The sequence below is a fragment of the Streptomyces sp. NPDC048434 genome (assembly GCF_043200375.1).
GTDB lineage: Bacteria > Actinomycetota > Actinomycetes > Streptomycetales > Streptomycetaceae > Streptomyces.
The window spans coordinates 1-25,918 of the sequence record NZ_JBICXQ010000022.1 but is presented as its reverse complement, the minus strand read 5'-3'; the positions used below and the strand labels follow the sequence as shown (position 1 = coordinate 25,918).

The 25,918-nt window shown below is 73.1% G+C and carries 20 protein-coding genes; 13 read left to right on the top strand and 7 right to left on the bottom strand.

Translation table 11 applies throughout. From position 1 onward, the window contains the following. Positions 1-11 precede the first annotated feature (11 nt). Positions 12-1,238 (bottom strand): LCP family protein, encoded by a 1,227-nt coding sequence (locus ACGFWI_RS24840; RefSeq protein ID WP_393908216.1) that lies wholly within the window; start codon positions 1,236-1,238, stop codon positions 12-14. Positions 1,239-1,407: 169 nt separating this feature from the next. Further along, positions 1,408-2,169 carry a TIGR03089 family protein gene (locus ACGFWI_RS24835; protein ID WP_393908215.1) on the bottom strand — a complete coding sequence of 254 codons (762 nt, stop codon included), beginning with the start codon at positions 2,167-2,169 and terminating at the stop codon, positions 1,408-1,410. Positions 2,170-2,298: 129 nt separating this feature from the next. Here ACGFWI_RS24835 and ACGFWI_RS24830 point away from each other — a divergent pair, with 129 nt between their 5' ends. The 3 genes from ACGFWI_RS24830 to ACGFWI_RS24820 all read left to right on the top strand — a co-directional run bounded on the left by ACGFWI_RS24830 (position 2,299) and on the right by ACGFWI_RS24820 (position 6,110). Beyond that, on the top strand, positions 2,299-3,651 hold the full coding sequence (locus tag ACGFWI_RS24830) for a peptidoglycan recognition protein (protein WP_393908214.1): 1,353 nt from the start codon (positions 2,299-2,301) through the stop codon (positions 3,649-3,651). A gap of 339 nt (positions 3,652-3,990) precedes the next feature. After that, positions 3,991-5,073, top strand: a complete 1,083-nt coding sequence (locus ACGFWI_RS24825; protein ID WP_393908213.1) for a sugar phosphate nucleotidyltransferase — start codon at positions 3,991-3,993, stop codon at positions 5,071-5,073. A gap of 131 nt (positions 5,074-5,204) precedes the next feature. Further along, positions 5,205-6,110, top strand: coding sequence for a DNA-3-methyladenine glycosylase family protein (locus ACGFWI_RS24820; RefSeq protein ID WP_393908212.1), 906 nt, complete (start codon positions 5,205-5,207; stop codon positions 6,108-6,110). 20 nt (positions 6,111-6,130) lie between these two features. Here the strand turns inward: ACGFWI_RS24820 and ACGFWI_RS24815 are convergent, their stop codons facing one another. Genes ACGFWI_RS24815 through ACGFWI_RS24805 form a run of 3 tightly spaced genes read right to left on the bottom strand, consistent with a single transcriptional unit; the run spans position 6,131 to position 8,997 of the window. Continuing rightward, positions 6,131-7,462 (bottom strand): coenzyme F420-0:L-glutamate ligase, encoded by a 1,332-nt coding sequence (locus tag ACGFWI_RS24815; RefSeq protein ID WP_393908211.1) that lies wholly within the window; start codon positions 7,460-7,462, stop codon positions 6,131-6,133. After that, positions 7,459-8,415, bottom strand: coding sequence for a 2-phospho-L-lactate transferase (gene cofD, locus ACGFWI_RS24810; protein WP_393908210.1), 957 nt, complete (start codon positions 8,413-8,415; stop codon positions 7,459-7,461). The genes ACGFWI_RS24815 and cofD overlap by 4 nt, the downstream gene beginning before the upstream one ends. Positions 8,416-8,448: 33 nt before the next feature. Then, positions 8,449-8,997: a cysteine dioxygenase gene (locus ACGFWI_RS24805; protein ID WP_393908209.1), complete on the bottom strand. Its 549-nt coding sequence runs from the start codon at positions 8,995-8,997 to the stop codon at positions 8,449-8,451. 702 nt (positions 8,998-9,699) lie between these two features. Between ACGFWI_RS24805 and ACGFWI_RS24800 the strand changes: the two genes are divergently transcribed. The 3 genes from ACGFWI_RS24800 to ACGFWI_RS24790 all read left to right on the top strand — a co-directional run bounded on the left by ACGFWI_RS24800 (position 9,700) and on the right by ACGFWI_RS24790 (position 15,709). Continuing rightward, positions 9,700-9,963 (top strand): WhiB family transcriptional regulator, encoded by a 264-nt coding sequence (locus tag ACGFWI_RS24800; protein WP_003983763.1) that lies wholly within the window; start codon positions 9,700-9,702, stop codon positions 9,961-9,963. Between the two features lie 317 nt (positions 9,964-10,280). Next, positions 10,281-14,117 (top strand): glycosyltransferase, encoded by a 3,837-nt coding sequence (locus ACGFWI_RS24795; RefSeq protein ID WP_393908208.1) that lies wholly within the window; start codon positions 10,281-10,283, stop codon positions 14,115-14,117. After that, positions 14,114-15,709 carry a DUF5719 family protein gene (locus tag ACGFWI_RS24790; RefSeq protein ID WP_393908207.1) on the top strand — a complete coding sequence of 532 codons (1,596 nt, stop codon included), beginning with the start codon at positions 14,114-14,116 and terminating at the stop codon, positions 15,707-15,709. The genes ACGFWI_RS24795 and ACGFWI_RS24790 overlap by 4 nt, the downstream gene beginning before the upstream one ends. Before the next feature lie 33 nt (positions 15,710-15,742). On the opposite strand, the gene ACGFWI_RS24785 is transcribed toward ACGFWI_RS24790, so the two are convergent. After that, a complete protein-coding gene (locus tag ACGFWI_RS24785; RefSeq protein WP_393908206.1) occupies positions 15,743-16,201 on the bottom strand; it encodes a metallopeptidase family protein in 459 nt (152 codons plus the stop codon). 259 nt (positions 16,202-16,460) lie between these two features. Between ACGFWI_RS24785 and ACGFWI_RS24780 the strand changes: the two genes are divergently transcribed. From ACGFWI_RS24780 to ACGFWI_RS24755, 6 genes are all read left to right on the top strand, one after another. Further along, positions 16,461-16,907, top strand: coding sequence for a DUF3499 domain-containing protein (locus ACGFWI_RS24780; RefSeq protein ID WP_393908205.1), 447 nt, complete (start codon positions 16,461-16,463; stop codon positions 16,905-16,907). 176 nt (positions 16,908-17,083) lie between these two features. Continuing rightward, positions 17,084-18,442 (top strand): phosphomannomutase/phosphoglucomutase, encoded by a 1,359-nt coding sequence (locus tag ACGFWI_RS24775; RefSeq protein ID WP_393908204.1) that lies wholly within the window; start codon positions 17,084-17,086, stop codon positions 18,440-18,442. Between the two features lie 165 nt (positions 18,443-18,607). Beyond that, complete coding sequence (locus ACGFWI_RS24770; RefSeq protein ID WP_393908203.1) at positions 18,608-18,790, top strand: Trm112 family protein; 183 nt, start codon at positions 18,608-18,610, stop codon at positions 18,788-18,790. A 72-nt stretch (positions 18,791-18,862) separates the two neighbouring features. Continuing rightward, entirely contained in the window at positions 18,863-19,999 is a 1,137-nt protein-coding gene (locus ACGFWI_RS24765) for an SIS domain-containing protein (RefSeq protein ID WP_393908202.1), read from the top strand. Between the two features lie 114 nt (positions 20,000-20,113). Beyond that, entirely contained in the window at positions 20,114-21,346 is a 1,233-nt protein-coding gene (gene manA / locus ACGFWI_RS24760) for a mannose-6-phosphate isomerase, class I (protein ID WP_393908201.1), read from the top strand. Between the two features lie 170 nt (positions 21,347-21,516). Further along, on the top strand, positions 21,517-22,476 hold the full coding sequence (locus tag ACGFWI_RS24755) for a cation diffusion facilitator family transporter (protein ID WP_393908200.1): 960 nt from the start codon (positions 21,517-21,519) through the stop codon (positions 22,474-22,476). A 281-nt stretch (positions 22,477-22,757) separates the two neighbouring features. On the opposite strand, the gene ACGFWI_RS24750 is transcribed toward ACGFWI_RS24755, so the two are convergent. Then, positions 22,758-25,049 (bottom strand): fructose-specific PTS transporter subunit EIIC, encoded by a 2,292-nt coding sequence (locus ACGFWI_RS24750; RefSeq protein WP_393908199.1) that lies wholly within the window; start codon positions 25,047-25,049, stop codon positions 22,758-22,760. Positions 25,050-25,502: 453 nt separating this feature from the next. Here ACGFWI_RS24750 and ACGFWI_RS24745 point away from each other — a divergent pair. After that, positions 25,503-25,918, top strand: a 416-nt coding sequence (locus ACGFWI_RS24745) for an adenosylhomocysteinase (RefSeq protein WP_393908198.1), incomplete at its 3' end; no start/stop codon positions are given.

Here is a 25,918-nt window from a genome sequence, read left to right as displayed (position 1 = left end):
TTGCGGCATCTTTATTCGCAGATCCCGTGTGCCACCGTCGTCCCGGGAATGGATAGGCCCGAACTCGGCAACGGCGAGGGTGCGCCGTCCGTCCGGCCGGCCGGGGATCCGCCTCCCGCGCGGACCGGTTTCTTCCCGGTGCCGGGCGGGGGTTTCACCGTCACCGGAAGATCCCCGTGCAGTTGCCCGAAGAGCCGGCCGGCGTCCGGCTGGACCAGCTCATCGCGATTGGGATCGTAGCGGTACTCCCGGCGCGGCACGGTCATGAACCGGACCCGGCCGGCGGGAATGCTGCGGGCACTGCGCACCAATTCGTACAGCTCCTTCAGGGAGGCCAGCGCGGCATCCGTGGTCAGTGAACTCGTCGCGGCATCCAACACCGGATACAGCCGGGTCGGATTGAGCAGGACACCATTGCTCTGCACTTTCTTCACGAGAGCGCCAAGAAAGTCTTGCTGCCTCTGCATACGCTGGGTGTCGCTGCCGTTGCCGAGGCTCTTGCGGGCCCGTACGTATCCGAGCGCGGCCTCACCGTGCAGGGTCTGCCGGCCCGCGGGCAGGGTGAGATGCGCTTCGGCGTCGTGCACCGGCCGGGGCAGACAGAGCTCGACGCCGTCCACCGCGTCCACCATGTTCTTGAAGCCGACGAAGTCGACGATCAAGTAGTGGTCGATGCGGATGTCGGTCAGCTTTTCGAGCGTACGGATCGTGCAGGCCGCGCCGCCGAGCGCGAACGCCGCGTTGAACTGGGCCGTCCGCAGTTCGGTCTCCGTGCCGTCCGGGCGCTTGCAGTGCGGCACGTCCACCATCAGATCGCGCGGGATGCTCACCACGCTGGCGCTCTTCCGGTCCGCGGCGAGGTGCAGCAGCATCATGGTGTCCGAGCGCTGGCCGCTGCTGCTGCCGTATTGGCGGTTGCCGCCCATCCGGCTGTCGGAGCCGATCAGCAGGACGTTCCTGGCGTTCGGCGGGCCCGCGGGGGGCCGTTCGGACTCCCACTTCCGCAGCTCTCGCTCGGTGGCGCTGTCGGTGTGGATATTGCCGTTGAGCTTGGTGTACACCGCCCAGCCGCTCCCGGCCCCGGCCAGCAGGACACCGGCCGCCCCGAGCGCGGCCCAGCGCCGCCAGCGCGTGTGGACCGGCAGGAGGCCTCGCCACCCCGGCCGTCCGGATCCCGGCCCCCCGGCGGGGCGCTCGTCCCAGCCGGCGAACCGTGGAGGCTCGGGGGTATCGGTCACCTGTGCGTCCATCCCTCATGGAGTCGGTCTCGCGCCCGCACGAGGATCCCGGACGGAACAGGAGACGGACGAACCCCGCGCATGGTTGTACGTACTCAAGATCATGGACCGAGACGGGCGAACCGGCCCGCCACGGGCGCTGCCGGTCCGCCGGACGGGGGAGCGCCGCTCAGTGCGGCGACGGCGCCCTGAAGGTGATCTTCTCGCTGCTCTCCCGGGTGGCCGCGGCATCCGCGCCCAGCTGGTCGGCGTGGCGGCACAGCACCACGGAACCACCGCTCGCCAGCGGGGCGTAGAGCCCGTACGCCAGGCCCTGCCAGCCGTCGTACGGCAGCCCCGACAGCACCCGCGGCGCCTCGGGCATCCCGGCCGCCGCCGCGTCGGCCAGGGCGCGCGCCCCGATACCGGCGCCGGTCAGCTCCTCGCCGCCCACCACCAGGGCCGCAGCCCCCGGGTCCACCGGCGCGAACGGGGCGAACCGGTCGCCCTGGGCCGGCACCTCGACGGCGTAGTCCGCAAAGCCCTCCGGCGGCTGCGGGAAACGGCCGCCCAGCGGGCGCAGCGCCAGCGCCACCCGCTCCCCGGAGCAGCTGCGCGCCGCGTCGAGCCGGTCGGGCCCGGCGACGACGAGATCGGCGGCGGCCGGATCGCCGTCCACCTCCGCGACCACGCCCACCGACGAGCAGGCCAGCAGCCAGACGGCGGTCTGCCAGTGCGCGGGCAGCAGCAGCGCGAGCCGGTCGCCGGGCTCGGCGGCCAGATCGCCCTGGAGGTAGTTGGCGGTCTTGGCCACCCAATTGGCGAAGGTGGCGACGGACAGTTCCACACGCTCGCCGGTGGCGTCGTCGTAGAAGGTCACCAGCGGGCGGGCCGGGTCCGCGGCGAGCGCGGAACTCAGCAGGTCGGCGGGGGTGCGATCGGTGGCGTTCATCGCGGCCAGGGTACGCGCGGCGGCGGCTGACGGCGGGTCGGGCGGAACGGGCCGGGGCCACCGGATCGGCCGATGTCCTGTCAGGTCACCGTTGGCGCGTTCGGTCCGGACATGTCCAGGATTTTGTCCATGCGCCCCTTCCTCGTGACCTGTCTCGGCGCCGTGTGCACCGCCGCCCTCGCCCTGCCCCTCGCACCGACGGCCGGTGCGAGCACCGCTCCCGTCCCGGCCGCAGCGCCGCGTGCCACGAGCACCGGTGACCTGCCCGGCAGCACCCAGTCCCTGCCGGTGGCGACGCTCGGCGCAGCCGCCCCCGACACCACCGACCGCGACTCCGCGACGGTGCCCGCGCCCAGGACGCTCGGCCTGCCCGCCCGTACCGTGCACCCGTTCTCCCTCCTCGGGGTGGTCTGGGACGACGCCGCCGCCGCGCTGCACGGCCGGGTCCAGGTCCGCACCCGCGCCACCGGCACCACCAGGTGGTCCGACTGGCAGGACGTCCAGGTCCACAACGACGACGCCCCCGACCTCGGCTCCGCCGAACGGCACGGCAGCGACGTACGGGGCAGCACCTCGCCGTTGTGGGTGGGCGACTCCGACGCCGTCCAACTGCGCATCACCCCCGAGAACAGCGACCGCGCACCGGCCGCCGTCCCGTCCGGGCTGCGGCTGGAACTCGTCGACCCCGGCCGGACCCCGCGCGCCCTCCGCGGGGCGCACGCCGACCCGCCCGCCCCGATCAGCACCGGTGCGGCCGCGGCCTCCGCGGCCAACGCCCTGCTCACCCCGCTCGGCGCCACCGAGATCCCGGCCCTCGACCAGGTCGCCTCCCTGGCCGATATCGCCGCGGCGGGCCTGCTGTCCCCGCCCCGCGCCTTCGTCGGAGCACGCCCCCGGATCGTCACCCGGGCAGGCTGGGGCGCCGACGAGGATCTGCGGGAGAAGGCCTTCATCTATACCCACACCGTCCGCGCCGCCTTCGTCCACCACAGCGGCTCCGGCAACGACTACACCTGCGACGAGGCCCCCGCGCTGATCCGCGCCATGTACCGCTTCCACGTCAAGAGCAACGGCTGGCGGGACATCGGCTACAACTTCCTCATCGACAAGTGCGGAACGGTCTACGAGGGCCGGGCGGGCGGCGTCGCCAAGCCCGTCATGGGCGCCCACACCCTCGGCTTCAACGCCGACAGCACCGGCATCGCCGTCCTCGGCACCTTCACCGACGACGAGCCGCCCCGGCCCGCCGTCGACGCCATCGCCCGTCTGACGGCCTGGAAGCTCGGCCTGTACGGCGTCGATCCGCGCAAGATGACCAAGCTGCTGTCCGCCGGCGGAAACCGTTTCCCCAAGGGCTCCAAGGTCCCGCTGCACGTCATTTCCGGCCACCGGGACGGCTTCACCACCGACTGCCCGGGCCTGCATCTCTACAACAAGCTCGGTGCCGCCCGTCTCGCCGCCGCCGGGCTCCAGGGCCGCTGATCTGCTGCGGCCGCCCGGCGGCAGTGCACGGGTTTGCGGGCGTTCGTCATGGTGCATGTTGCAGGGACCACCGAACCGTCCCTGCCCTTGACACGTCTTGGCGACCACGACGTTTGCGCCCCCGGCCCCGCGCCGCCCCGTGGCCTGAACAGCACGGAGGTACCCCCACCGCCGGGGGCGCCCGGATGCCCGTCTGCCTACACTGGTCCGCCGGTCGGCCGACCCCAGCAGGAAGCAGAGAAGACACCGTGAGCGTCGCACGTGCAGCCGCCGGGCTGTGGTCGACGACGAGAGCCGCACCGCTGCGCCGCGCGGGCGGAGAAGCGAACAGAGGACACAGTGACTGAAGCGATCCTCCTGGTCGGCGGTAAGGGCACCCGGCTGCGCCCGCTGACGGTGCATACGCCCAAGCCGATGGTCCCGGCGGCCGGTGTGCCGTTCCTGACCCATCAGCTGGCCCGCGCCCGGGCCGCCGGCGTCGAGCACATCGTCCTCGCCACCTCCTACCTCGCCGAGGTCTTCGAGCCGTACTTCGGCGACGGGTCGGCGCTGGGCCTGCACCTGGAGTACGTCACCGAGCACGAGCCGCTGGGCACCGGCGGCGCCATCCGCAATGTCGCCTCGCGGCTGCACTCCGGTCCCGACGACCCGGTACTGATCTTCAACGGTGACATCCTCACCGGCCTGGACATCGCGGCCCTCGTCGGCACCCACCGCACCTCCGGCGCCGATGTCTCGCTGCACCTCACCCGGGTCGAGGACCCGCGCGCCTTCGGCCTGGTGCCCACCGACGACACCGGCCGGGTCACCGCCTTCCTGGAGAAGCCGCAGACCCCCGAAGAGATCGTCACCGACCAGATCAACGCCGGCGCCTATGTCTTCAACCGGTCGGTCATCGACACCATCCCGGCCGGCCGCCCGGTCTCCGTCGAACGCGAGACCTTCCCCGGCCTGCTCGCCGAGGGCGCCCACCTCCAGGGCATGGTCGACTCCACGTACTGGCTCGACCTCGGCACCCCGCAGGCCTTCGTCCGCGGCTCCGCCGACCTGGTCCTGGGCCGCGCCCCGTCCCCGGCGGTGCCCGGCCGCCGCGGGGACCGCCTGGTGCTGGAGAGCGCCGAGGTCGCCCCCGACGCCAAGCTCACCGGCGGCACCGTCGCCGGCCCGCGCACCGTCATCGGCTCCGGCGCCCGGATCGACGGCAGCGCCGTCCTCGAAGGCGCGGTCATCGAGGAGGGCGCCCAGATCCGTGACTCGCTGATCGGCGCCGGCGCGCACATCGGGGCCCGTACGGTCCTGGACGGCGCGGTCATCGGCGACGGCGCGCGGATCGGCGCCGACAACGAACTGCGCGGCGGCATCCGCATCTGGTGCGACGCCGACATCCCGGCCGGGTCGGTGCGCTTCTCCTCCGACCAGTAAGCCGGTCACCGGGGGGCTGCCCGTCCTGAACCGGGGGCCCGCCGCCGTCCTGACAGGCCGGTCACCGGCGGCCCGCCCCCGTTGTCCACAGGCCCCGGCACCGCCCCGGCCGCATCGCCTAATCTGGCCGCATGCCCGCCCGCACCTGGCTTCCGCCCGGCCCGTTCGACCTGCACCGCACGCTGGGTGTGCTGCGGCGCGGTCCCGGCGACCCCGCGTTCGCGGCGCGCGGCGGCGAGCTGTGGCGGGCCTGCCGTACGCCCCAGGGTCCCGGCACGCTGCGCGTCGCGGCCCGCCCGTCCGACGGCGGCGTCGAGGCCGAGGCCTGGGGTCCGGGCGCCGACTGGCTGCTGGACCACCTGCCCGACCTGCTGGGGGAGTCCGACGACCCGGCGGAACTGACCGCCCGGCACCGCATCGTCCATGAGGCCCGCCGCCGCCACCCCGGCGTCCGGCTCGCGAGGACCGGTCTGGTCCTGGAGTCGCTGATCCCCTCGGTCCTGGAGCAGAAGGTCACCGCCGACGAGGCCTACCGCGCCTGGCGGCTCCTGCTCCAGCGGCACGGCGAGCCCGCCCCCGGCCCCTGGGAACGGATGCGGGTGATGCCGGACCCGCGCGGCTGGGCGCTGATCCCCTCCTGGGAGTGGCACCGCGCGGGCGTCGACGCCAAGCGCTCGTCCACGATCCTGCGCGCCGTGCGGGCCGCCCGCCGGATGGAGGAGGCCGCGCGGATGGATCTCGCGGACGCCACCCGCCGGCTGACGGCGATACCGGGCATCGGTGCCTGGACGGCCGCTGAGACCCTCCAGCGCACCCTCGGCGCACCGGACGCGATCACGGTCGGCGATCTCCATCTGCCGAAGATCATCGGCTATGCCCTCACCGGCCGCCGCGGCACCACCGATGAGGAGATGCTCGAACTCCTCGCCCCGTACGAGGGCCAGCGGCACCGCGCGGCCCGGCTGATCCTGCTGTCCGGCCGCGTCCCGCCGCGCCGCGCCCCACGGTTCCCCGTGGGGGACATCGCCCGGCTCTGACTCCGTGGCGAAGGCGCGGATCAGCGCACGACGACGAAGTCGTCGGCGGTCCGCGCCGGACGGGGCGCCGGTGCTGCCGCCGGATGTCCGACGGCCACCGCCCCCATCGGCTCCCAGTTCTCGGGGAGCCCCAGCACCTCGCGGACCACGTCCCGGCAGAACATCGTCGACGAGATCCAGGCGGAGCCCAGACGTTCGCCCGCCAGCGCGACCAGGAAGTTCTGGATCCCCGCGCCATGGGCCACGACGAACATCTCGCGCTCCGCCGCGCTGCGCCGCGCATCGGGGTAGCTGTGCGAGCCGTCCATCACCATGCACGGCACCGCCAGATACGGCGCGGTACGCAGCACGTCGCCCCGCCGCACCCGCTTGGCGATGGACTCCTCCGACTTGCCGTCACCCCGCAGATCCGCGATCCAGGCGTCCCGCATCGCGTCCAGGAGCCGCACCCGCGCCTGCGGCGACTCCAGGAGGACGAACCGCCACGGCGTGGTGTGATGCGGCGCCGGGGCCGTGAGCGCCGCCGCCACCGCGCGCCGGACCGCCCCCGGATCGACCGGCTCGGTGCGGAAGGCGCGCACCGTACGCCGCGCCGTCACCGCTTCCCGTACGGCCTCCGAGGTGCCCAGCCGGAACATGTCGTCCTCGGCGCTGCGCACCATGACGCGTGCCCCGGCGCCGTCGCCCGCCTCCTCGACGACATGGGGGAGCCCGCGCACCACCGCGACCGGCAGCCCGGCGGCCTTCCCCTTCACCAGGTCGCCCGCGGCGGCCAGTTCGTCGGCGGTGGCCACCACCGTCGCGCTGAGCGGATTGCCGTACGTATCCGTGCCGCCGCGCAGATCGTCCAGCACCCGCACCCCGGCAGCCCCGATGGCGACATCGGTGAGACCGTTGCGCCACGGCCGCCCGAAGGTGTCGCTGATGACGACGCCGACGTCGACGCCGAGCTCGGTGCGCAGGCCCGCCCGGAGGGCGCGCGCCGAGGCGTCCGGGTCCTCCGGCAGCAACAGCACCGTTCCCGAAGGGGTGTTGGAGGCGTCCACACCGGCCGCGGCCATCACCAGGCCCTGCCGGTTCTGCACGATCCGCAGGGGGCCGCGCCGGGCCACCACCCGCACCGTCTCCCGGTCGATCGCCGCCTCGCGGTCGGTGGCCTCGATCACCCGGCCCTCGGCCTTGCTGACGATCTTCGAGGTCACCAACAGCACGTCACCGTCGGCGAGTTGGGGCAGGCCATCGGCGGTCGCCGCCGCGGCGATCAGCTTGACGAGGTCATCGCCGGGCCGCACCTCGGGCACTCCCGGAAGCGCCCACACCCGGAACGCGGGCACCTCGGCGGCACCGTTCACGCCCGGACCTCCTCGGCCATGGCCAGCGCCTCGCGCACCATCGTGGTCGTGGCGTCCAGGTCGGTCATCATCAGCGGCACGGCCCGGCAGCGGATCCCGGCCGACTCGACCTCGGCCACGGCATCCGCGTCCACGGAGTCGACCAGCCAGCCGTCCAGCAGCCCGGAGCCGTAGTGGCGGGCGACGGCCGCGGCGGTCGCCTCCACGCCCACCGCCGCCAGCACCTTGTCGGCCATCCCGCGCACGGGGGCGTCGCCGACGATCGGCGAGAGACCGACCACCGGCACCCCGGCGTCCGCGATGGCCTCACGGATGCCCGGCACCGCCAGGATCGTCCCGATGCTGACCACCGGGTTGGACGGCGGGAACAGCACCACATCCGCCTCGGCGATGGCCTCCAGTACGCCCGGAGCGGGCTTGGCCTGGTCCGCGCCGACCGGCACCACGGCATGCGCCGGCACCGAGGCACGCAGCCGCACCCAGTACTCCTGGAAGTGGACCGCCTTGCGCTCGCCCATCTCGTCGATCGCGACATGGGTCTCGACCCGGTCGTCGGACATCGGCAGCAGCCGCACTCCGGGCTTCCAGCGCGCGCACAGCGCCTCGGTGACGGCGCTGAGCGGATACCCGGCGCCCAGCATCTGGGTCCGCACGATATGGGTGGCGAAGTCCCGGTCACCGAGCCCGAACCACTCGGGGCCGACGCCGTAGGCGGCCAACTCCTCCTTCACCCGGAAGGTTTCGTCGGTGCGGCCCCAGCCCTGCTCCTCGTTGATGCCACCGCCGAGCGTGTACATCACGGTGTCGAGGTCGGGGCACACCTTGAGCCCGAACAGATGGATGTCGTCGCCGGTGTTGCCGATGACGGTGAGGTCCGCGTCCGGAGCCGCTGCCTTCAGTCCCCGCAGAAAGCGGGCGCCGCCGATACCGCCGGCCAGAACCACGATTCGCATGGCCCCAGCATGGCAGGGGCGCACGACCGGTTGTCAGGGGGCCAGCACCTCGGACGCGGCGGCCGCGCCCCCGGAGACCGACGCCTGACTGGGGTGCATCGGCATATTGGTCAGGCCCGGGAAGTAGATGTGCAGGCTGACGGCGGGGGTCAGCGCGTCGTTGACGACCTCGTGGACGTAGCCGGGTGCGAACACCCGCTGGGCGCCGGCCGCGAGCGTGCGGGGTCCGGTCCCGGCGTGCTCGGTCAACTCGCCTTCCAGGACGGTCAGCACACCGGAGGACGCCCCGTGGTCGTGCCGGCCGCTGCCCTGGCCCGGCACCCAGCTCAGCAGCCACACCTCGTAGCCGAGGGGGACCTCTCCCGCGTGAGCGGAGCCGAGAGCCTGGGGAACCGCACGCAGCCGGTGGTACCAGCGGGACGTGGTGTCGTAGCGGACGAGCGGCGCCCATGCGGCGCGGTCGGCGGCGATCGAGCGGGCCAGCCCCGCGAAGCCGGCGACGGTGGACGGGTGCGAGGCAACGGGCGGCAGCAGGTGGGGGATGGCGAGCGGGTCGCCGGCGATCTGGACGTCGCTGTTCATGGGGGTTCGGGTTCCTCGGCCAAGGCGCTGGGGTCCCAGCCGTAGCTGGGGGAGGGCTGCGGCACGGCGCGGGCTCTCCCTGTGGGGGGCACGGCGCGGCGACGCGGAGCAGGGGCGCTGCGGGGTGGTGCGAGCGAAAAAGCTGGAGCTCAGTGGCTTCGACAGCTGGAACAGCGACAGCGAGCCTGCGCAGCGCAGAGCGACCCGTAGGCACGGGTCAGTCGGAGCGCGGGAGTCACTGGCATGCGGTCCAGGAGACCGGGTTCACGCCGCGATGTCAACTGGATGACTGGTTTGCCGTAAATCTTTCACCTCATCCGGTTACTCCGCCCGGAGAAAGGTTTGTGCAGTTCTCGACGCGGAGACATCGACCGGCAACCGCACCTCCAAACGCCGCTGCGGTCCCGTGATCCATCTGTGATCTTCCCCGCTTCGGCGCGCGCGGTGCAACGTGAATGCCGCCTGATCGCGTCTTGGTGAGCAACGAGGATGTGCCGGGTGGCACGCCCGGGGAAGTGTCCTGGTTTTTACAGATTTGAACACTTTCCGCATACGCTTGGTTCCGCCGAGTGAATAAGAGGCCCAATAGCAGATCTCGGCTTGACTGGCCCGGATCACCACACTTGTAATTTCACTCGTGTCGTTCAGCCGAAATCGATCACGGCTTGATCACGGGGACGTAAAGACAGACGAGGGGCGCACATGACCGAGCTGTTCCAGGAATTGCTGGTCGAGGAGGCGGATGAGGAGCTCGGCTGGCAGGAGCGCGCACTGTGCGCCCAGACCGACCCCGAGTCCTTCTTCCCGGAGAAGGGTGGCTCCACCCGCGAGGCCAAGAAGGTCTGCCTCGCCTGCGAAGTCCGCTCCGAATGCCTTGAGTACGCGCTCGCCAACGACGAGCGCTTCGGCATTTGGGGCGGCCTGTCCGAGCGCGAGCGGCGCCGGCTGAAGAAGGCTGCCGTCTGACGATGACAGGGCAGCCCGCCGGACCGACCGGGCGCGGCCTCATGGACCACGTCGCCGCACCACCTCAACTCCCCATATCCCCCTATAGCGAACACTCCGCCTCCAGCGACCTGCGCGCCGGAGGCGGACTGCTGTGTACGGACCCGGTCGGGGCACCGGCGCGAACCATTAGTGTGGGGCCCCGTCCGAGATGCGCCGCCGCCCTACAGGGCGCGCGCGTCGCCTCGTAGTCCGTCGCAGTGTCTTCCGGGGGGCGGGGGCCCAGCGCGACTTCGCCGCGGGTCCCGAACTCCCGGGTCCGGAGGGCCCGTACCTCGATGTCCGTGCACAGCCAGTCGGCGGCCCAGGCCGCCTCATATGCAGCCGCCACCCCAGAGTTCCCGCGGCACGTGGTCACCGCCGTGATCGTCTCCCATGACGGTGCCCGCTGGCTGCCCGAAGCGCTCACCGGCCTGCTCGGCCAGGAGCGCCCGGTGCAGAACGCCATCGGCGCCGACACCGGCAGCGCGGACCACTCCGCCCAGCTGCTCGCCGAGGCCATCGGGGACCAGCGGGTGCTGCACCTCGCCCGCCGCTCCGGATTCGGCACCGCCGTCGACGAAGCCGTCCGTACGGCCCCCGAACTCACCCCAGACGACCTGCCGTACCTGCGCCGCCCCAGCGGCTGGGACCCGGTCAGCCGCACCTGGCGCGACGAGGCGTACGAGATGCCGGAGCTGCCGCACGGCGAACCGGTCCAGTGGCTGTGGCTGCTGCACGACGACTGCGCGCCCGAGCCGGATGCGCTCGCCGAGCTGCTGCGGGTCGCCGACGCCAGCCCCTCCACCGTGATCGTCGGCCCCAAGCTGCGCAGCTGGTACGACCGCCGGCAGCTGCTCGAAGCCGGTGTCAGCATCGCCCGCAGCGGTCGCCGTTGGACCGGCCTGGACCGCCGCGAACAGGACCAGGGCCAGCACGACCAGGTACGCCCCGTGCTGTCCGTCTCCACCGCCGGCATGCTCATCCGCCGTGACGTCTACGAGGAGTTGGGCGGCTTCGACCGCCGGCTGCCCCTGATGCGCGACGACGTCGATCTGTGCTGGCGCGCCCAGGCCGCCGGCCATCAGGTCCTGGTCGCACCGGACGCGATCCTGCGCCATGCCGAGGCCGCCGCCCGCGAGCGCCGTCCCATCGACTGCGTCGGCCGCTCGGTCGCCAACCCGCACCGGGTCGACAAGGCCGGCGCCGTCTACACGCTGCTCACCAACACCCGTGGCGCGATCCTCCCGTACGTCCTGCTGCGGCTGCTGCTCGGCACCTTCCTGCGGGTCATCGCCTACCTCGTCGGCAAGGTCCCGGGCCAGGCGCTCGACGAACTCGCCGGACTCTTCGGCACCCTGCTGCGGCCCGGCAAGATCCTCGCCGCACGGAAGAAGAGAGGCCGCCCCGCGGTCGATACGAGCGAACTGCGGCCGCTCTTCCCGCCGCCCGGCGCGACCGTGCGGGCCACCGTCGAACAGGTCGCCGGCAACCTCGCCGGGCGCGCCGCACCGGATGTGGCCTCGGCCGGCCGGCACGGCGCGGTCGAGTCCGGGCCCGGCGGCGACGACGCCGAATTCCTGGAGATCGAGCAGTTCGCCCGGCTCAAGCGGATCGCCCGCAAGCCCGCACCGCTGCTGTTCTTCGTCCTGCTGCTGGTCTCGTTGATCGCCTGCCGCGGGCTGCTCGGCTCCGGCGCGCTCACCGGCGGTGCGATGCTGCCCACGCCGGGCAGCGTGTCCGACCTGTGGTCGGCGTATCTCGACAGCTGGCATGCGGTCGGGGTCGGCGGCAGCGCCTCCGCGCCGCCCTACCTGGCGGTCGTCGCCCTGGTGTCGAGCATCTTCTTCGGCTCCACCGGCTTCGCCGTCACCCTGCTGCTGGTCTGCTCCGTCCCGCTGGCCGGCCTCACCGCCTACTTCGCCTCCCGCCCGCTGGTCGCCTCCCGGCTGCTGCGGGCCTGGGCGAGCATCGCGTACGCCTTCCTGCCCGCGGCCGCCGGTGCGCTGGCCGGCGGCCGGCTGGGCACCGCGGCCCTCGCCATCCTGCTGCCGCTGATGGCGCGCGCCGCCGTCGCGGCGAGCGGGCTGCGGCTGCCGGCCGGAATCCGGCCCAGCTGGCGCGCCACCTGGGCGTATGCGCTGCTGGTCACCTTCACCATGGCCTTCACCCCGGTCGTCTGGCCGATCGCGGTGCTGCTCGGTATCGGCCTGCTGGTGCTGCGCTTCGTCGACGGCAGCCGAGGCCAGCTGGTCGCTTACGGGCTGCGCTTCCTGGTCGTGGTCCTCGCGCCGCTCGTCGTGCTCGCCCCCTGGTCGCTGTCGCTGCTGACCCGGCCGTCCCGCTTCTTCCAGGAAGCCGGGCTCGACTACGGCGCCGGCTCCGCCTCCGTGCTCGACCTCATCGGGCTCAGCCCCGGCGGCCCCAAGGCCATCGGCGGGGTGCTGCTGTTCGGCATCGTGCTGGCCGCGCTCGCCGCGACGCTGCGCGACGGGCGGCAGCGCGCGATCCGTACCGCCTGGGCGGTGGCCCTGACCGGTCTGCTGCTCGCGGCGCTGGGCAACGGCTCCGGCTGGACCGGGCCCGCGATGCTCGTCTACGGCCTGGCGCTGCTGTGCGCCGCCGTGATCGGCGCCGAGGGCATCCGCACCCGGATGGCCAGCCTCGGCTTCGGCTGGAAGCAGCCGGTCGCCGTGCTGATCGCGCTGGCGTCCGGGCTCGCCCCGCTCTACGCCGCGGCCAGCTGGATGATCACCGGCGCGGCCGGTCCGCTGGAGCGCCGCACCCCGGAGCAGGTCCCGGCCTTCGTCGCCGAGGAGTCCGGCACCGCCGACCGGGCCCGCACGCTGGTCCTCGACGGCAAGCCGGGCCATGTCGACTACTCCCTCGTCCGCGGCTCCGGCGCCCGGCTCGGTGACGCCGATCTGGCCGCCGAAGCGGGCGAGGACAAGCGGCTCGGCGGCATCGTCGCCAACCTCGTGGCCGGCTCCGGCGCCGACCAGACCAACCAGCTCGGCGGCTACGCGGTCCGCTACGTCCTGGTCAGAGACGGGGCGCCGCGCGAAATGGGCCGCGTACTGGACTCGACCCCGGGTCTGACCCGGCTCAGCCAGGACGACGGCAGCGCCCTGTGGCGCGTCGACCGGCGGGTCTCGCGGCTCTCGATCGTCGCGGGCGAGGCCAAGGACGGCACCAGCGCCGGTGAGGCCGCCGCGCCCATCGCCGTACCGTCCGGCCCCGTCGAGGCGCACACCAAGGTGCCCGGCGGTACCGACGGCCGGGTGCTGCGTCTCGCGGACACCGCGGACGAGGGCTGGCAGGCCACGCTCAACGGCACCCCGCTCAAGCCGCTGACCGTCGACGGCTGGGCCCAGGGCTTCACCCTCCCGGCGGGCGGCGGCACCCTCGACCTCACTCACGAGAACCCGATCGGCCACACCCTCTGGGTGTGGGCGCAGGGCCTGCTCGCCGTCGTCCTGGTGGTCCTGGCGCTGCCGGGCCGCCGCCGGGAGATCGACGACGACCTGCCCGAGGACGCGGCCGCCGCCCAGGCCGCGGCCCAGGCCGGCGACGGCCGTCGTGCCCGGCGCCTGCGGGCCCAGGCCGAGGCCGCCGGTGCTCCCGAGGCGGCCGGTGCCGGCGTCCCCGGGGCCGGGCCCGGAGAGCAGCCGTTCGACCCGGCGGCCGACGCGATGGCCGCGGCGGTCCCTGCCCAGGGCGCGGCCCCGGAGGGCACGCCCCAGGCCGTTCCGCCCGTGGGGGACGCCGACCCGTATGCCGACCCGTACGGGGCGGTGCCGCAGCAGCAGTCGTACGACGCCTGGCAGGCCGCCCAGCAGGGCGGACCCGTTGTGCCGGGCCACCCCGGCGAGCAGCAGCCCTACGTGCCCGCCGACCCGTACCAGGCCGGGCAGTACGGTCAGCAGCCCTACCCGCCGGCCGACCCCTACCAGGCCGCCGACCCGTATGCCGCTGACCCCTACCAGGCGGGTGCCTACGACCCGTACGGGTACGGGCAGCAGCAGTACGGCGACGGCGGGCCGCAGCACCAGCAGCCCTACGACGACGGCACCGAGTACCCGGGGTACTCCGGCTCCTATCCCGAGCCGCGCCGTGACGGGAGCGACCAGCAGTGAAGCGCACCATGATGTCCCTGATCGGCGTGGCCGTGGCGCTGGCCGCCGTCTCCGGCGTCGCCGCCGTGGCCGGCCCGGACGGCGGCGACCCGGACGCGCCCCGCGGCGGCGCCCGGCTGCCCGTACAGCGCTCCGCGCTGCTCTGCCCGGCCCCGACCTCCTCCGAGGTCGGGGAGACCGCCTACACCGCCTTCGCCCCCGCGGGAGCCGCCGCCGGCGCGGACGGCAAGAAGGGCACCGCGCAGCTGCTGCCCGCCGGGACCGTCAAGGACGCCGGCGGCGCGGGCGACGGCAAGGGCAGGAAGAACTCCAAGGGCGGCAAGGGCGGCAAGGGCAGCGGTGCGGACTCCGCCGCCGGGCAGACGACCGTCGCCCCGCGCGACACCAAGCCCGTCGTGCCCCTCAAGCGGGCCGGCCTGCCGGTTTCCACGACCACCGACAGCCCCGACGCCCCCGCCCTGGTGGGAACGGCGGACGGCACCCTCGCCCCCGGCTGGACCGTCCAGCAGACCACCTCGGTCGCCGCCGGTGCCGGCCGCGGCCTTCTCGGCCTGGGCTGCACCACCCCCGACACCACGTTCTGGTTCCCCGGCGTCAGCACCGCCAACGACCGCCAGGACTATGTCCACCTCACCAACCCCGACTCGACCCCGGCCGTCGTCGACCTCGAACTGCGCGGCAAGGACGGGGCGTTGGGGGGCTCGGCCGGCGAGGACATCTCCGTCCCGCCGCACACCACGGTCCCCGTACTGCTCTCCACCCTGGCCAACTCCCCCACCACCAACGCGTCCTTGCACGTCGTCGCCCGTGAGGGCCGGGTCGGCGCCGCCGTCCAGGCAAGCGACAGCAAGCTCGGCAGCGACTGGCTGCCGGCCGCCGCCGACCCGTCGCCGCGCGTGGTGCTGCCCGGTATCCCGAAGGACGCCACCTCCGTCCGGCTGGTCGCCCTCGCCCCCGGTGAGTCCGACGCCGACCTGAAGGTGCAACTGGCCACCCCGACCGGGCTGATCACGCCCGCGGGTCTGGAGACCCTGCACCTCAAGAGCGGGATGACCACGGCGGTGGACCTCAAGAACCTGACCAAGGGCGAGGCCGGTTCGCTGGTGCTCACGCCCTCCGACAGCGGCTCCAAGGTCCCGGTCGCGGCCGCGCTGCGGGTGACCCGCGGCAAGGGCGGCAACCAGGAGATGGCGTTCATCCCCGCGACCCGGCCGGTCGAGAAGCGCGCCTCCGCCGTCGACAACCGCGGCAAGGACAGCACCCTCTCGCTGGTCGCGCCCGAGAAGGGCAAGGACGCCAAGGTGAAGGTCACCGCGTCGGCCGGCAGCGGCGGCGGGACCCCGGTCACCAAGACGTACACGGTCAAGGGCGGCACCAGCCTCGACGTCGCCCCGCCGCGCCCGACGGGCCTGAAGGGGAGCTACGCCCTGACGGTGGAGCCGGAGTCCGGCAGCGGCCCCGTCTACGCCGCCCGGATGCTCTCCCGGCCCCAGGGCGGGGTGCCCGCCTTCACCGTCCAGCCGCTGCCCGACGACCGGGGCTCGGTCCTCGTCCCGACCGCGGGCCAGGACCTGTCGGTCCTCACGAACTGACCGCGGACGCTCCCACGGACCCGCGCGGCGGCCTCACTCCTGGCCGTAGCGCGGGTCCACCGACTCCGGGGCCAGCCCCAGCAGTTCGGCGACCTGCTCTACCACCACTTCATGGACCAGCAGCGCCCGCTCGTCACGGCTCTTCGTACGGATCTCCACCGGCCTGCGGTAGATCACGATCCGGTCGCGATATCCGCCCGCGGCCGGAACCACCCTGCCCAGCGGCACGGTCTCCTCGTCGGCCGCCGCATCCGGCCCGTCGTCGGGGCCAAAACCCGGCACCTCCAGGACCAGAAAATCGACCTGGGAGAGCTGCGTCCAGCGCCGCTCCAGCCGGTCCCGGGAGTCATAGACAAGATCCACGAACGCGTCGGCGCGGGCCACCGACAGCGGCACCTGGGGCGGCGCGATCGGGCCGCGCATGCCGCGGCCGTGGCGGTCGCGGCGGCGGAGCCGCGGCTGTGCCGGTCGGGGAGGTACAGGACTGTCCATCAGCATCGAGCGTAGCCGTCGAGCGCCGCCCGGCACCGGGGAGCGCGACAAGACGCGGCATGTCGTCGGCTGACCGGACCTGTCCGCGTTGAGTTCGTTTGCCTCCCCGCATGAGAGCGCAGATCGACCCCGGAATGGCCGGAAATGCATCGAGTCGGGACAGGATTCCTTGCCCCGCGCGGTCCGCCCCAGCGCGCCCGGCCCAGGTCAGGTCGAGCGGGTGCAGGTCAGACGCATCGGACGAAGCGGGACGACACGGTTGGGTGAGCCGGGGGAGAGTCGTCGCGGCCCGCTCAAGAGTGCGGTACCGTCCAACGTCGTGAGCCCTGTACGTCGCTGTTCGCGCACTGCGTGCGGCCGCCCCGCCGTCGCAACGCTGACGTACGTCTATGCGGATTCGACCGCCGTGCTCGGACCGCTCGCCACCTACGCCGAACCGCACTGCTACGACCTGTGCGCCGAGCACTCCGAGCGGCTGACCGCGCCCCGCGGCTGGGAAGTTGTCCGCCTCGCCCTCGACTCGGGCCCGCCCCGCCCCAGCGGCGACGATCTCGAAGCCCTGGCGAACGCCGTGCGCGAGGCGGCCCGTCCCCAGGAACGCGCCGCCGGCGCCGTCGGCTCCTCCCGCCCCGGCGACCGCGACACCCACCCCATGGAAGTCGCCCGCCGAGGCCATCTACGAGTACTGCGCTCGCCGGATTCCTGAGCGGGGGCGGGGTTTGGGCCCCTGACCGCCGGCCCGCCGGGGACGGCGCCGCGGCCTGCGCGCGACGAAATGGATCAACAGCCGCGCCGCACCCGGCAATGGCAGGGATGCACGGCCCACCTACAGAGCCGCCCGGTAGGTTGGGAGTCCGTAGAGACTCTCCAGGAGGGCTGGCTGTGACTGATCTGTCGCAGATCGTGAAGGCGTATGACGTACGCGGCGTCGTCCCCACCCAGTGGGACGAGACGTTGGCCGAGCTGTTCGGGGCGGCCTTCGCCGAGATCACCGGCGCGGACGCGATCGTGACCGGGCACGACATGCGGCCCTCCTCGCCCGGCCTGTCCGGCGCCTTCGCCCGCGGCGCCGCGGCCCGCGGCGCGGACGTCACGGAGATCGGTCTCTGCTCGACCGACGAGCTGTACTTCGCCAGCGGCGCACTCGGCCTGCCCGGCGCGATGTTCACCGCCTCGCACAACCCCGCCCAGTACAACGGCATCAAGATGTGCCGGGCGGGCGCGGCGCCGGTCGGCCAGGACACCGGTCTCGCCGATATCCGCGCGCTGGTCGAGCGGTGGTCGGACGAGGGCGCCCCGGAGCCGGTCGCCGAACCGGGCGGCATCTCGCAGCGCGACGTCCTCAGTGACTACGCCGCCCACCTGCGCGGCCTGGTGGACCTGAGCGGCATCCGCCCGCTGAAGGTCGTGGTGGACGCGGGCAACGGCATGGGCGGGCACACCGTGCCGACCGTCTTCGAGGGTCTGCCGCTCGAACTGGACGCGATGTACTTCGAGTTGGACGGCTCGTTCCCCAACCACGAGGCCAATCCGCTGGATCCGAAGAACATCGTCGACCTCCAGGCGCGGGTGCGCGAGACCGGCGCCGACCTGGGCCTGGCTTTCGACGGCGACGCCGACCGCTGCTTCGTCGTCGACGAGAACGGCGACCCGGTCTCCCCGTCCGCGATCACCGCCCTGGTCGCCGCCCGCGAACTGGCCAAGCACCCCGGCGGTACGGTCATCCACAACCTGATCACCTCCTGGTCGGTGCCGGAGGTCGTCAAGGAGAACGGCGGCGAGCCGGTCCGCACCCGCGTCGGGCACTCCTTCATCAAGGAGGAGATGGCCAAGTCCGGCGCGATCTTCGGCGGTGAGCACTCCGCGCACTACTACTTCCGCGACTTCTGGAACGCCGACACCGGCATGCTCGCCGCGATGCACGTCCTGGCGGCCCTCGGCGGCCAGCAGGGCCCGCTGTCGCAGCTGGTCGCGCAGTACGACCGGTACGCGGCCTCCGGCGAGATCAACAGCACCGTCGACGACCAGACCGGCCGGCTCGCCGCGATCAAGGCGGCCTACGAGGGGCGCCAGGGCGTCACCATCGACGAGCTGGACGGACTGACCGTCACCGCCGGCGACTGGTGGTTCAACGTGCGCGCCTCCAACACCGAGCCGCTGCTCCGGCTGAACGTCGAGGCCCGCGACACCGGGACCGCCGACCGGGTCCGCGACGAGGCACTGGCGATCATCCGGGCCTGAGCCCCGGCACCCCGGGGCCGCCCGTGCACCGGAAGCCGGCCCGTGGATGGCGGGCGACGACGGAATCCTCGCCGCCCGCCACCCCAAAACCCCTCCGAGCACGCCTCCGCCCCCCGCCCGGCGGTACGCTGGCCAGGCCGCAACCGCCCCGAAGGAGCACCCTCCATGCCGGTCGACGCCAGCTTGATCCAGATCCTCGCCTGCCCGGCGTGCCATGCCCCGCTCGACGACCGGACGGGCGACGACCCTGCCGAGCTGCTGTGCACCTCCGGCGACTGCGGCCTCGCCTATCCCGTCCGGGACGGCATCCCCGTACTCCTCGTCGACGAGGCCCGCCGCCCCGCCTGACCGGGCGCCGCCGGGCCCGTCCCGGCACCGCCCGTACCCCGCCCGTACCGGCGATCGGAGGCCGCGCCCACCATGCTCGACGAGTCACTCCTCGACACCCCTGACGCACTGGCGGGCGCCGACCGCTTCGGTCTGCTGCGCGGCGTCGCCGAATCCGGCGCCCGGGTCCGTACCGCCGCCCGCAGCGCCGCCGAATCCGGCATCCCCGAACTGACACCCGACGGGCGGCCGCGCGCCGTGCTCGTCGCCGGGCCCGGCCCCGCCGCAGCCGGTGTCGCTGACCTCCTCAGGGCGCTCGGCGGCGGCAGCTGCCCGGTCACCCTCATCCCGCCCACGGGGGTCGCCCCGCTGCCCGGCGCGCTGCGCTGGACACTGCCCGGCTGGGCCGGGCCCCTGGACCTGCTGCTGCTCCCCGGCCCGGACGCCGCCGACCCCGGTCTCGCCGAGCTGGTCGAGCAGGCCAACCGCCGCGGCTGCGCCGTCGTCGCCGTCACCCCGGCCGGCGGTCCGCTCGCCGATGCCGTCGCCCAGGCCCGCGGCCTGGCCGTCCCGATGGCCACCACCCCCTACGACGCCGAGTTCGACGTCGAGGGCGCCCCGCCGGCCGCCCCCGGCACCCTCTGGTCGGTGCTCATCCCGCTGCTCGCGCTCGCCGACCGGATCGGCCTGCTCAGCGCCCCGCCGGAGGCCCTGGGCAAGCTCGCCGACCGCCTCGACCAGCTCGCCGAACGCTGCGGCCCGGCCATCCCGACGTACACCAACCCCGGCAAGACACTGGCCGCCGACCTCGCCGACGCCTTCCCGCTGATCTGGACGGAAGGCACCATCGCCGGTGCCATCGGCCGGCACTTCGCCACCGAGCTGGCCGGGCTCGCCGGCCGCCCCGCGCTCGCCGCCGAGCTGCCCGAAGCGCTCACCACCCACCGCACCCTGCTGGCCGGTGCGCTGGCCGCCGGCGCCAACCCGGACGACTTCTTCCGTGACCGGGTCGATCAGCCCGCCGCGATGCACGCGAGGGTCGTGCTGCTGCGCGAGGAGGAGCCCGGCCCGCTGTCCGCCACCCGCGCCGCCCAGGCGCTCGCCGAGGAGCGCGACATCGCCGTCAGCGAACTGGAACCGGACACCGGCAGTGATCTGGAGAAGGCCGCGGAGCTACTCGCCATCGTGGATTTCGGCGCCGTTTACCTGGCGCTTGCCGGCACCGAGTGATCATTGACGGCCGGCCCGCACCCGCAGGCCGGCCGCATGACTGCGCAGCCACGCACCCGCAGGCCGACCGCATGACTGCGCAGCCACGTACGCCCCTCAGGAAGCAGTAGCCCCATGGACCGCCTCGCCAACACCGTGCGCCCCTATGCGTGGGGTTCCACCACCGCCCTCCCGGAGCTCCTCGGCACCGCACCGACCGGCGAGCCGCAGGCCGAGATGTGGATGGGAGCCCACCCCGGCGCCCCCTCCCGCATCGACCGCGGCGCGGGCCCCGTCTCCCTGGCCGAGGTGATCGACGCCGCCCCCGACACCGAACTGGGCGCCGACACCGTCCGCGCCTTCGGCCCCCGGTTGCCCTTCCTGCTCAAGCTGCTCGCGGCCGGCTCGCCGCTCTCCCTCCAGGTCCACCCCGATCTGGCGCAGGCCCAGGAGGGTTTCGCCGACGAGGAGCGGCGCGGCGTCCCGATCGACGCCGGCCACCGCAACTACAAGGACGCCAACCACAAGCCCGAGCTGATCGTCGCGCTCACCCCCTTCGACGGCCTGTGCGGCTTCCGGCACCCGGCGCAGGCCGCCGACCTCCTGGCGGGCCTCGGCGTCGACGAGCTCAAGCCGTACGTCGACATCCTGCGCGCCAGCCCGGAGGAGGACGCGCTGCGCGAGGTGCTCACCGCCGTACTGGGCGCCGAGCACCACGCGATCGCCGGCACCGTCGAGCGTGCGGCCGTCGCGGCTGATCGGCTGGCGGCCGAGGGCGGCCCGCACGCCGAGGACTACGCCGCATACGCCGGCATCGCCCACCACTACCCGGGCGACCCCGGCGTGCTCGCCGCCATGCTGCTCAACCACGTCCAACTCCAGCCCGGCGAGGCGCTGTTCCTCGGCGCCGGCATTCCGCACGCCTACCTGAGCGGCCTCGGCGTCGAGCTGATGGCCAACTCGGACAACGTGCTGCGCTGCGGTCTGACCCCCAAGCACGTCGACGTACCGGAACTGCTGCGGGTGGTCCGCTTCGAGGCCGGCGACGCCGGGGTGCTGCGCCCCGAGGCGGTGGACGGCGAGGAGGTCTACGAGACCCCCATCGACGAGTTCCGGCTCTCCCGCTTCGCCCTGGCCCCCGGCGCCGCACCGCGCCCGCTCGTCTCCCGTACGCCGCAGATCCTGCTGTGCACGGCGGGGACGGTCCGGCTGCGGGACGGCGGGGACGGCGGGGACGGTGGCGCGGCCGGTGACGGGGACGGCGGCGAATTGGCCCTGGCGTCCGGTGAGTCCGCATTTGTACCGGCTGGTGAGCGCCTCACGCTCGCCGGGGAGGGCACGCTCTTCCGTGCGACGGTCGTGGCCTAGGGCTTCCCTGTCCCGCGCGGCGGTCGTTGCGGGCAGGCGCAAGCGGACGCGCGCCGGGAGCGTCCGCCAGGTGGCCTCCTGGCGGCTGCCGGCTGCGGGGCTGCAACAATGACCGCCGCGGCATTAAAGCGGCGGTAAAGGCCGGACGACGGAAGGGACATGCGGCACTTATGAGCGCATCAGGCGGGACTAAGGCGATCGTTGCGGCGCTGGGCGCCAACCTGGCGATCGCCGCAGCGAAGTTCGTGGCCTTCGCCTTCAGCGGCTCGTCCTCGATGCTGGCCGAAGGCGTGCACTCCATCGCGGACTCCGGCAACCAGGGACTGCTGCTGCTCGGCGGCAAGAAGGCCAAGCGCGCGGCGACCGCCGAGCACCCGTTCGGCTACGGCCGCGAGCGCTACATCTACGGCTTCCTCGTCTCCATCGTCCTGTTCACCATCGGCGGCGTCTTCGCGCTCTACGAGGGCTACGAGAAGATCCACGAGCCGCACGCACTGGACAACTGGTTCTGGCCGGTCGGCGTCCTGGTCTTCGCGGTCATCGCCGAGGGCTTCTCCTTCCGTACGGCGATCAATGAGTCCAACGAGCTGCGCGGCAAGCAGACCTGGACCCAGTTCGTCCGCCGCGCCAAGGCGCCCGAGCTGCCGGTCGTGCTGCTGGAGGACTTCGGCGCGCTGGTCGGTCTGGTGCTCGCGCTGGGCGGCGTCGGCCTCACCGTCGCCACCGGTAACGGCATCTGGGACGGCATCGGGACCATGTGCATCGGCGCGCTGCTGGTGGTGATCGCCCTGGTGCTGGCCGCCGAGACCAAGTCGCTGCTGCTGGGTGAGGCGGCCGGCCCCGAGCAGATCGCCAAGATCCGCGAGGCGGTCGTCGACGGCGAGGTCGTCACCCGCGTCATCCACATGCGGACGCTCCACCTCGGCCCCGAGGAACTGCTGGTCGCCGCCAAGATCGCGGTCAGGCATGACGACACCGCCACCCAGATCGCGAACGCCATCAACGCCGCAGAGGCCCGCATCCGCGAGGCCGTGCCGATCGCCCGGGTCATCTACCTGGAGCCGGACATCTACGACGAGGCCACGGCCGCCGCGGGCGCCGATCCCTCGAAGGCGCCGCGCGGGAACTGAGCCCCGCGCCATGCACCGGGCGGGCACGGACCTGCCGTGGGCGCGACATCGGACGCAGACAGGCCCCCGCACTCACCGAGTGCGGGGGCCTGGTGCTGCTGCATGCTGCCGCAGTCGGCCAGTCGGCCAGTCGGCCAGTCGGCCAGTCGGCCAGTCGGCCAGTCGGCCAGTCGGCCAGTCGGCCAGTCGGCCAGTCGGCCAGTCGGCCAGCCGCCCGGCGGGCCGGTCCGGAGGCCGCCCGGGAGTTCAGACCCGGCAGCCCTCCGGACCCCGGCCGGCGGCTACCGGATCTCCGCCAGCACCCGCAGGATCGCCGCCTCGTCCGGTGCCCCCTGCAGCCGGGCCCGGAAGTCCGCATCCATCAGCTTCCGCGACAACAGCGCCAGGATGCGCAGATGCTCGTCCCCGGCCGCCGCCTCCGGCACCGAGATCATGAAGATCAGCTTGGCGAGCGTGCCGTCCGGCGAGCCCCAGTCGATACCGTCCGCCGACCGCGCGAAGCCGACGACCGGAGCGGTCACCGCATCCGTCTTGGCGTGCGGGATCGCGATCTCCTCACCGAGTCCGGTGGTGCCCTGCGCCTCACGCGCCAGCGCCACCCGGACCAGCTCGTCGACATCCGCCACCCTGCCGGTGCCGGCCGCCAGCTCGGCCATCTCCCGGATCGCGGCCTCCTTCTCGCCGGCGTCGAGCTGTGTCTTGACGGTCTCCCCGGTGAGATAGCCGGAGAGCACCTCGACGGCGGAGTCGCTCTCGCCCCTGCCGCCGTCGGCACCGTCCGCCCTGCCGCCGTCGGCACGATCCCCTCTGACATCGTTGCCACCGGCATCGGAGACAGCGCCGTCCGAGCCCTGTTCCGGGGCGGTGGCCGGTACGGGGACCACGGCAACCGCCGCGGCTGTACGGGACGCGTCACCGGCCCCGGCATCAGCCCCGGCACCCGCACCGACCACCGCGCCCACGGGCTCCGCCACCACCGACGCCACACCGGCGTCCATCGTGCCGGCGGCATCGGCGGTGACCCGGGCGTCGGCCGCGCCACCGGCGGCAGCCATGACATCGGCCCCGGCCGCCTGCACCCTCACGGCCCCGCCCTTCTTCCGCTCCGACACATCCACCAACATCACCGTCGTCAGCGCCGTGACCACCGCGCCGGCCACCACGGCGACGAAGAACATCGGCACCCCGTCGACCGCACCCAGCACCGCCACGATCGGCCCACCGTGCGGCACCGCGTCCGCCACCCCGGCCATCCCCGCAAGAGCGCCGGCCACCGCGCCGCCGAGCATGTTCGCCGGAATGACCTGCGCGGGCCGCGCCGCGGCGAACGGGATCGCGCCCTCCGAGATCCCGAACAGCCCCATGAACAGGGCTGCCATCCCCGTCTCCCGCTCCTGCTCGGAGTACAGGCGCCGACGGATCAGCGTGGCCAGCCCCTGCCCGAGCGGCATCACCGGGATCGCGGCGGCGCACATGCCCATGACCGTCTGGTTTCCGGAGGCGATCAGGCCCGAACCGAACAGAAACGCCGTCTTGTTGACCGGCCCGCCCATGTCGAACGCGATCATCAGGCCGAGTATCGCCCCCAGCGCGATCGCGCTGGTCCCGGTCATGCCACTGAGCCACCCGGTGAGATGGGTGAACACCCACGAGATCGGCTTGCCCAGGACATAGACGAAGAAGAGCCCGAGTGCGGTCGTGGCCACGATCGGGATCACGATGATCGGCATGATCGGCCGGACGAACTTGGGGACCTTGACCTTCTTGATCCACACGACCAGGTACCCGGCCAGAAAGCCCGTGACGATGCCGCCGATGAAGCCGGCACTGGCGTCCTTCATCCCGTACAACTCGCCGTGGGTGGCGATCCAGCCGCCGATCATGCCCGGGACCAGCGCAGGCCGGTCACCGATCGCATAGGCGATATAGCCGGAGAGGATCGGCACCATCAGCTGGAAGCCGATCGTGCCGACGTTGTTGACGTCCTCCCAGAACGAGCCTGGGGCGATCTTCAGCCCCTCGGGCGTCGGATGGCCTCCCATCACCAGCGAGATCGCGATCAGCAGACCGCCGACCACCACGAACGGGATCATGTAACTGACGCCGTTCATCAACGCCTTGTACGCGACGCTGCGCTCCCTGCCGCCACCGGTGCCGCCGGAAGCCGCCGCCGAGCCGGTGCCCGCACCGGCTCCGTCCCCCTCCGCACCCCCGTACACGGGCGCGCTCTGCACCCGCTCGATCAGCTGCTCGGGATGCCGGATGCCCTCGGCCACCCCGACGGCCAAGACCCTCTTGCCGACGAACCGACTGCGGTCCACTTCCTTGTCCGCGGCGATGATGACGCCATCGGCCTCTCTGACATCGTTGTCAGACAGTACGTTCTCGGCCCCGATGGACCCCTGCGTCTCCACCTTGATCTCATGCCCGAGTGACCGGGCGGTCTGGGCCAGCTTCTCCGCGGCCATGTACGTGTGGGCGATACCGGTCGGGCAGGCGGTCACTGCGAGCAGTTTCAGCCCCTGCCCGCTCCTCCCCGCGCCCTTGGGGGGATCAGCTGGAGTGGTGGTCACGTGGCTCTCCTTACGAACGTGCGCGCGGCCGTGCAACTGTTCCCGCGCTGCCAGGCATCCTGCATGACGTCACAGCGCGCGCCAAGCCCTCCGGGGCCGCGGCCCCCACGGCCGGAACGCGGGCCACCGGCGCCCCGAACCCCGGCCTTCACGGCCCGTCCCGGCGCCCTCCCTGGCCGGTACCGCACCGAACCGGCCCCTCCGGGCTGGGGTTCACCGGGCCGATCGGTGTAGATTCGTGACCAGTGCCAGACGTCGCTGCTGATGGCGGTCGGGCGGTCCGTACCCCGGACCGGCCGAGGGAGAGAGGGCCTCCGACGGACTGCGCTGCGGCCAGGGGGAGGGGTGCGTCCGCTTCCGCGTACGCTCGTATTCGCCCCGCATACCGCTGGGGCCCCGGCCCGCGCCGCAGACTGCCAGCCCATCCACCTCGACGCTCGAGGAGCAGCCCGCATGACGACAGCAGCCACCGGCCAGGACTTCAAGGTCGCCGACCTGTCCCTCGCCGCTTTCGGCCGCAAGGAGATCACCCTGGCCGAGCATGAGATGCCCGGTCTGATGGCGATCCGCAGGGAGTACGCCGCTGCCCGGCCGTTGGCCGGTGCCCGGATCACGGGTTCCCTGCACATGACCGTGCAGACCGCAGTCCTGATCGAGACCCTGGCCGCCCTGGGCGCCGAGGTCCGCTGGGCGTCCTGCAACATTTTCTCCACCCAGGACCACGCTGCCGCGGCGATCGCGGTGGGTGCGCAGGGTACGCCCGAGGCGCCGCGCGGCATTCCGGTCTTCGCCTGGAAGGGCGAGAGCCTGGAGGAGTACTGGTGGTGCACGGAGCAGGCGCTGACCTGGCCGGACTCGCCCACCGGCGG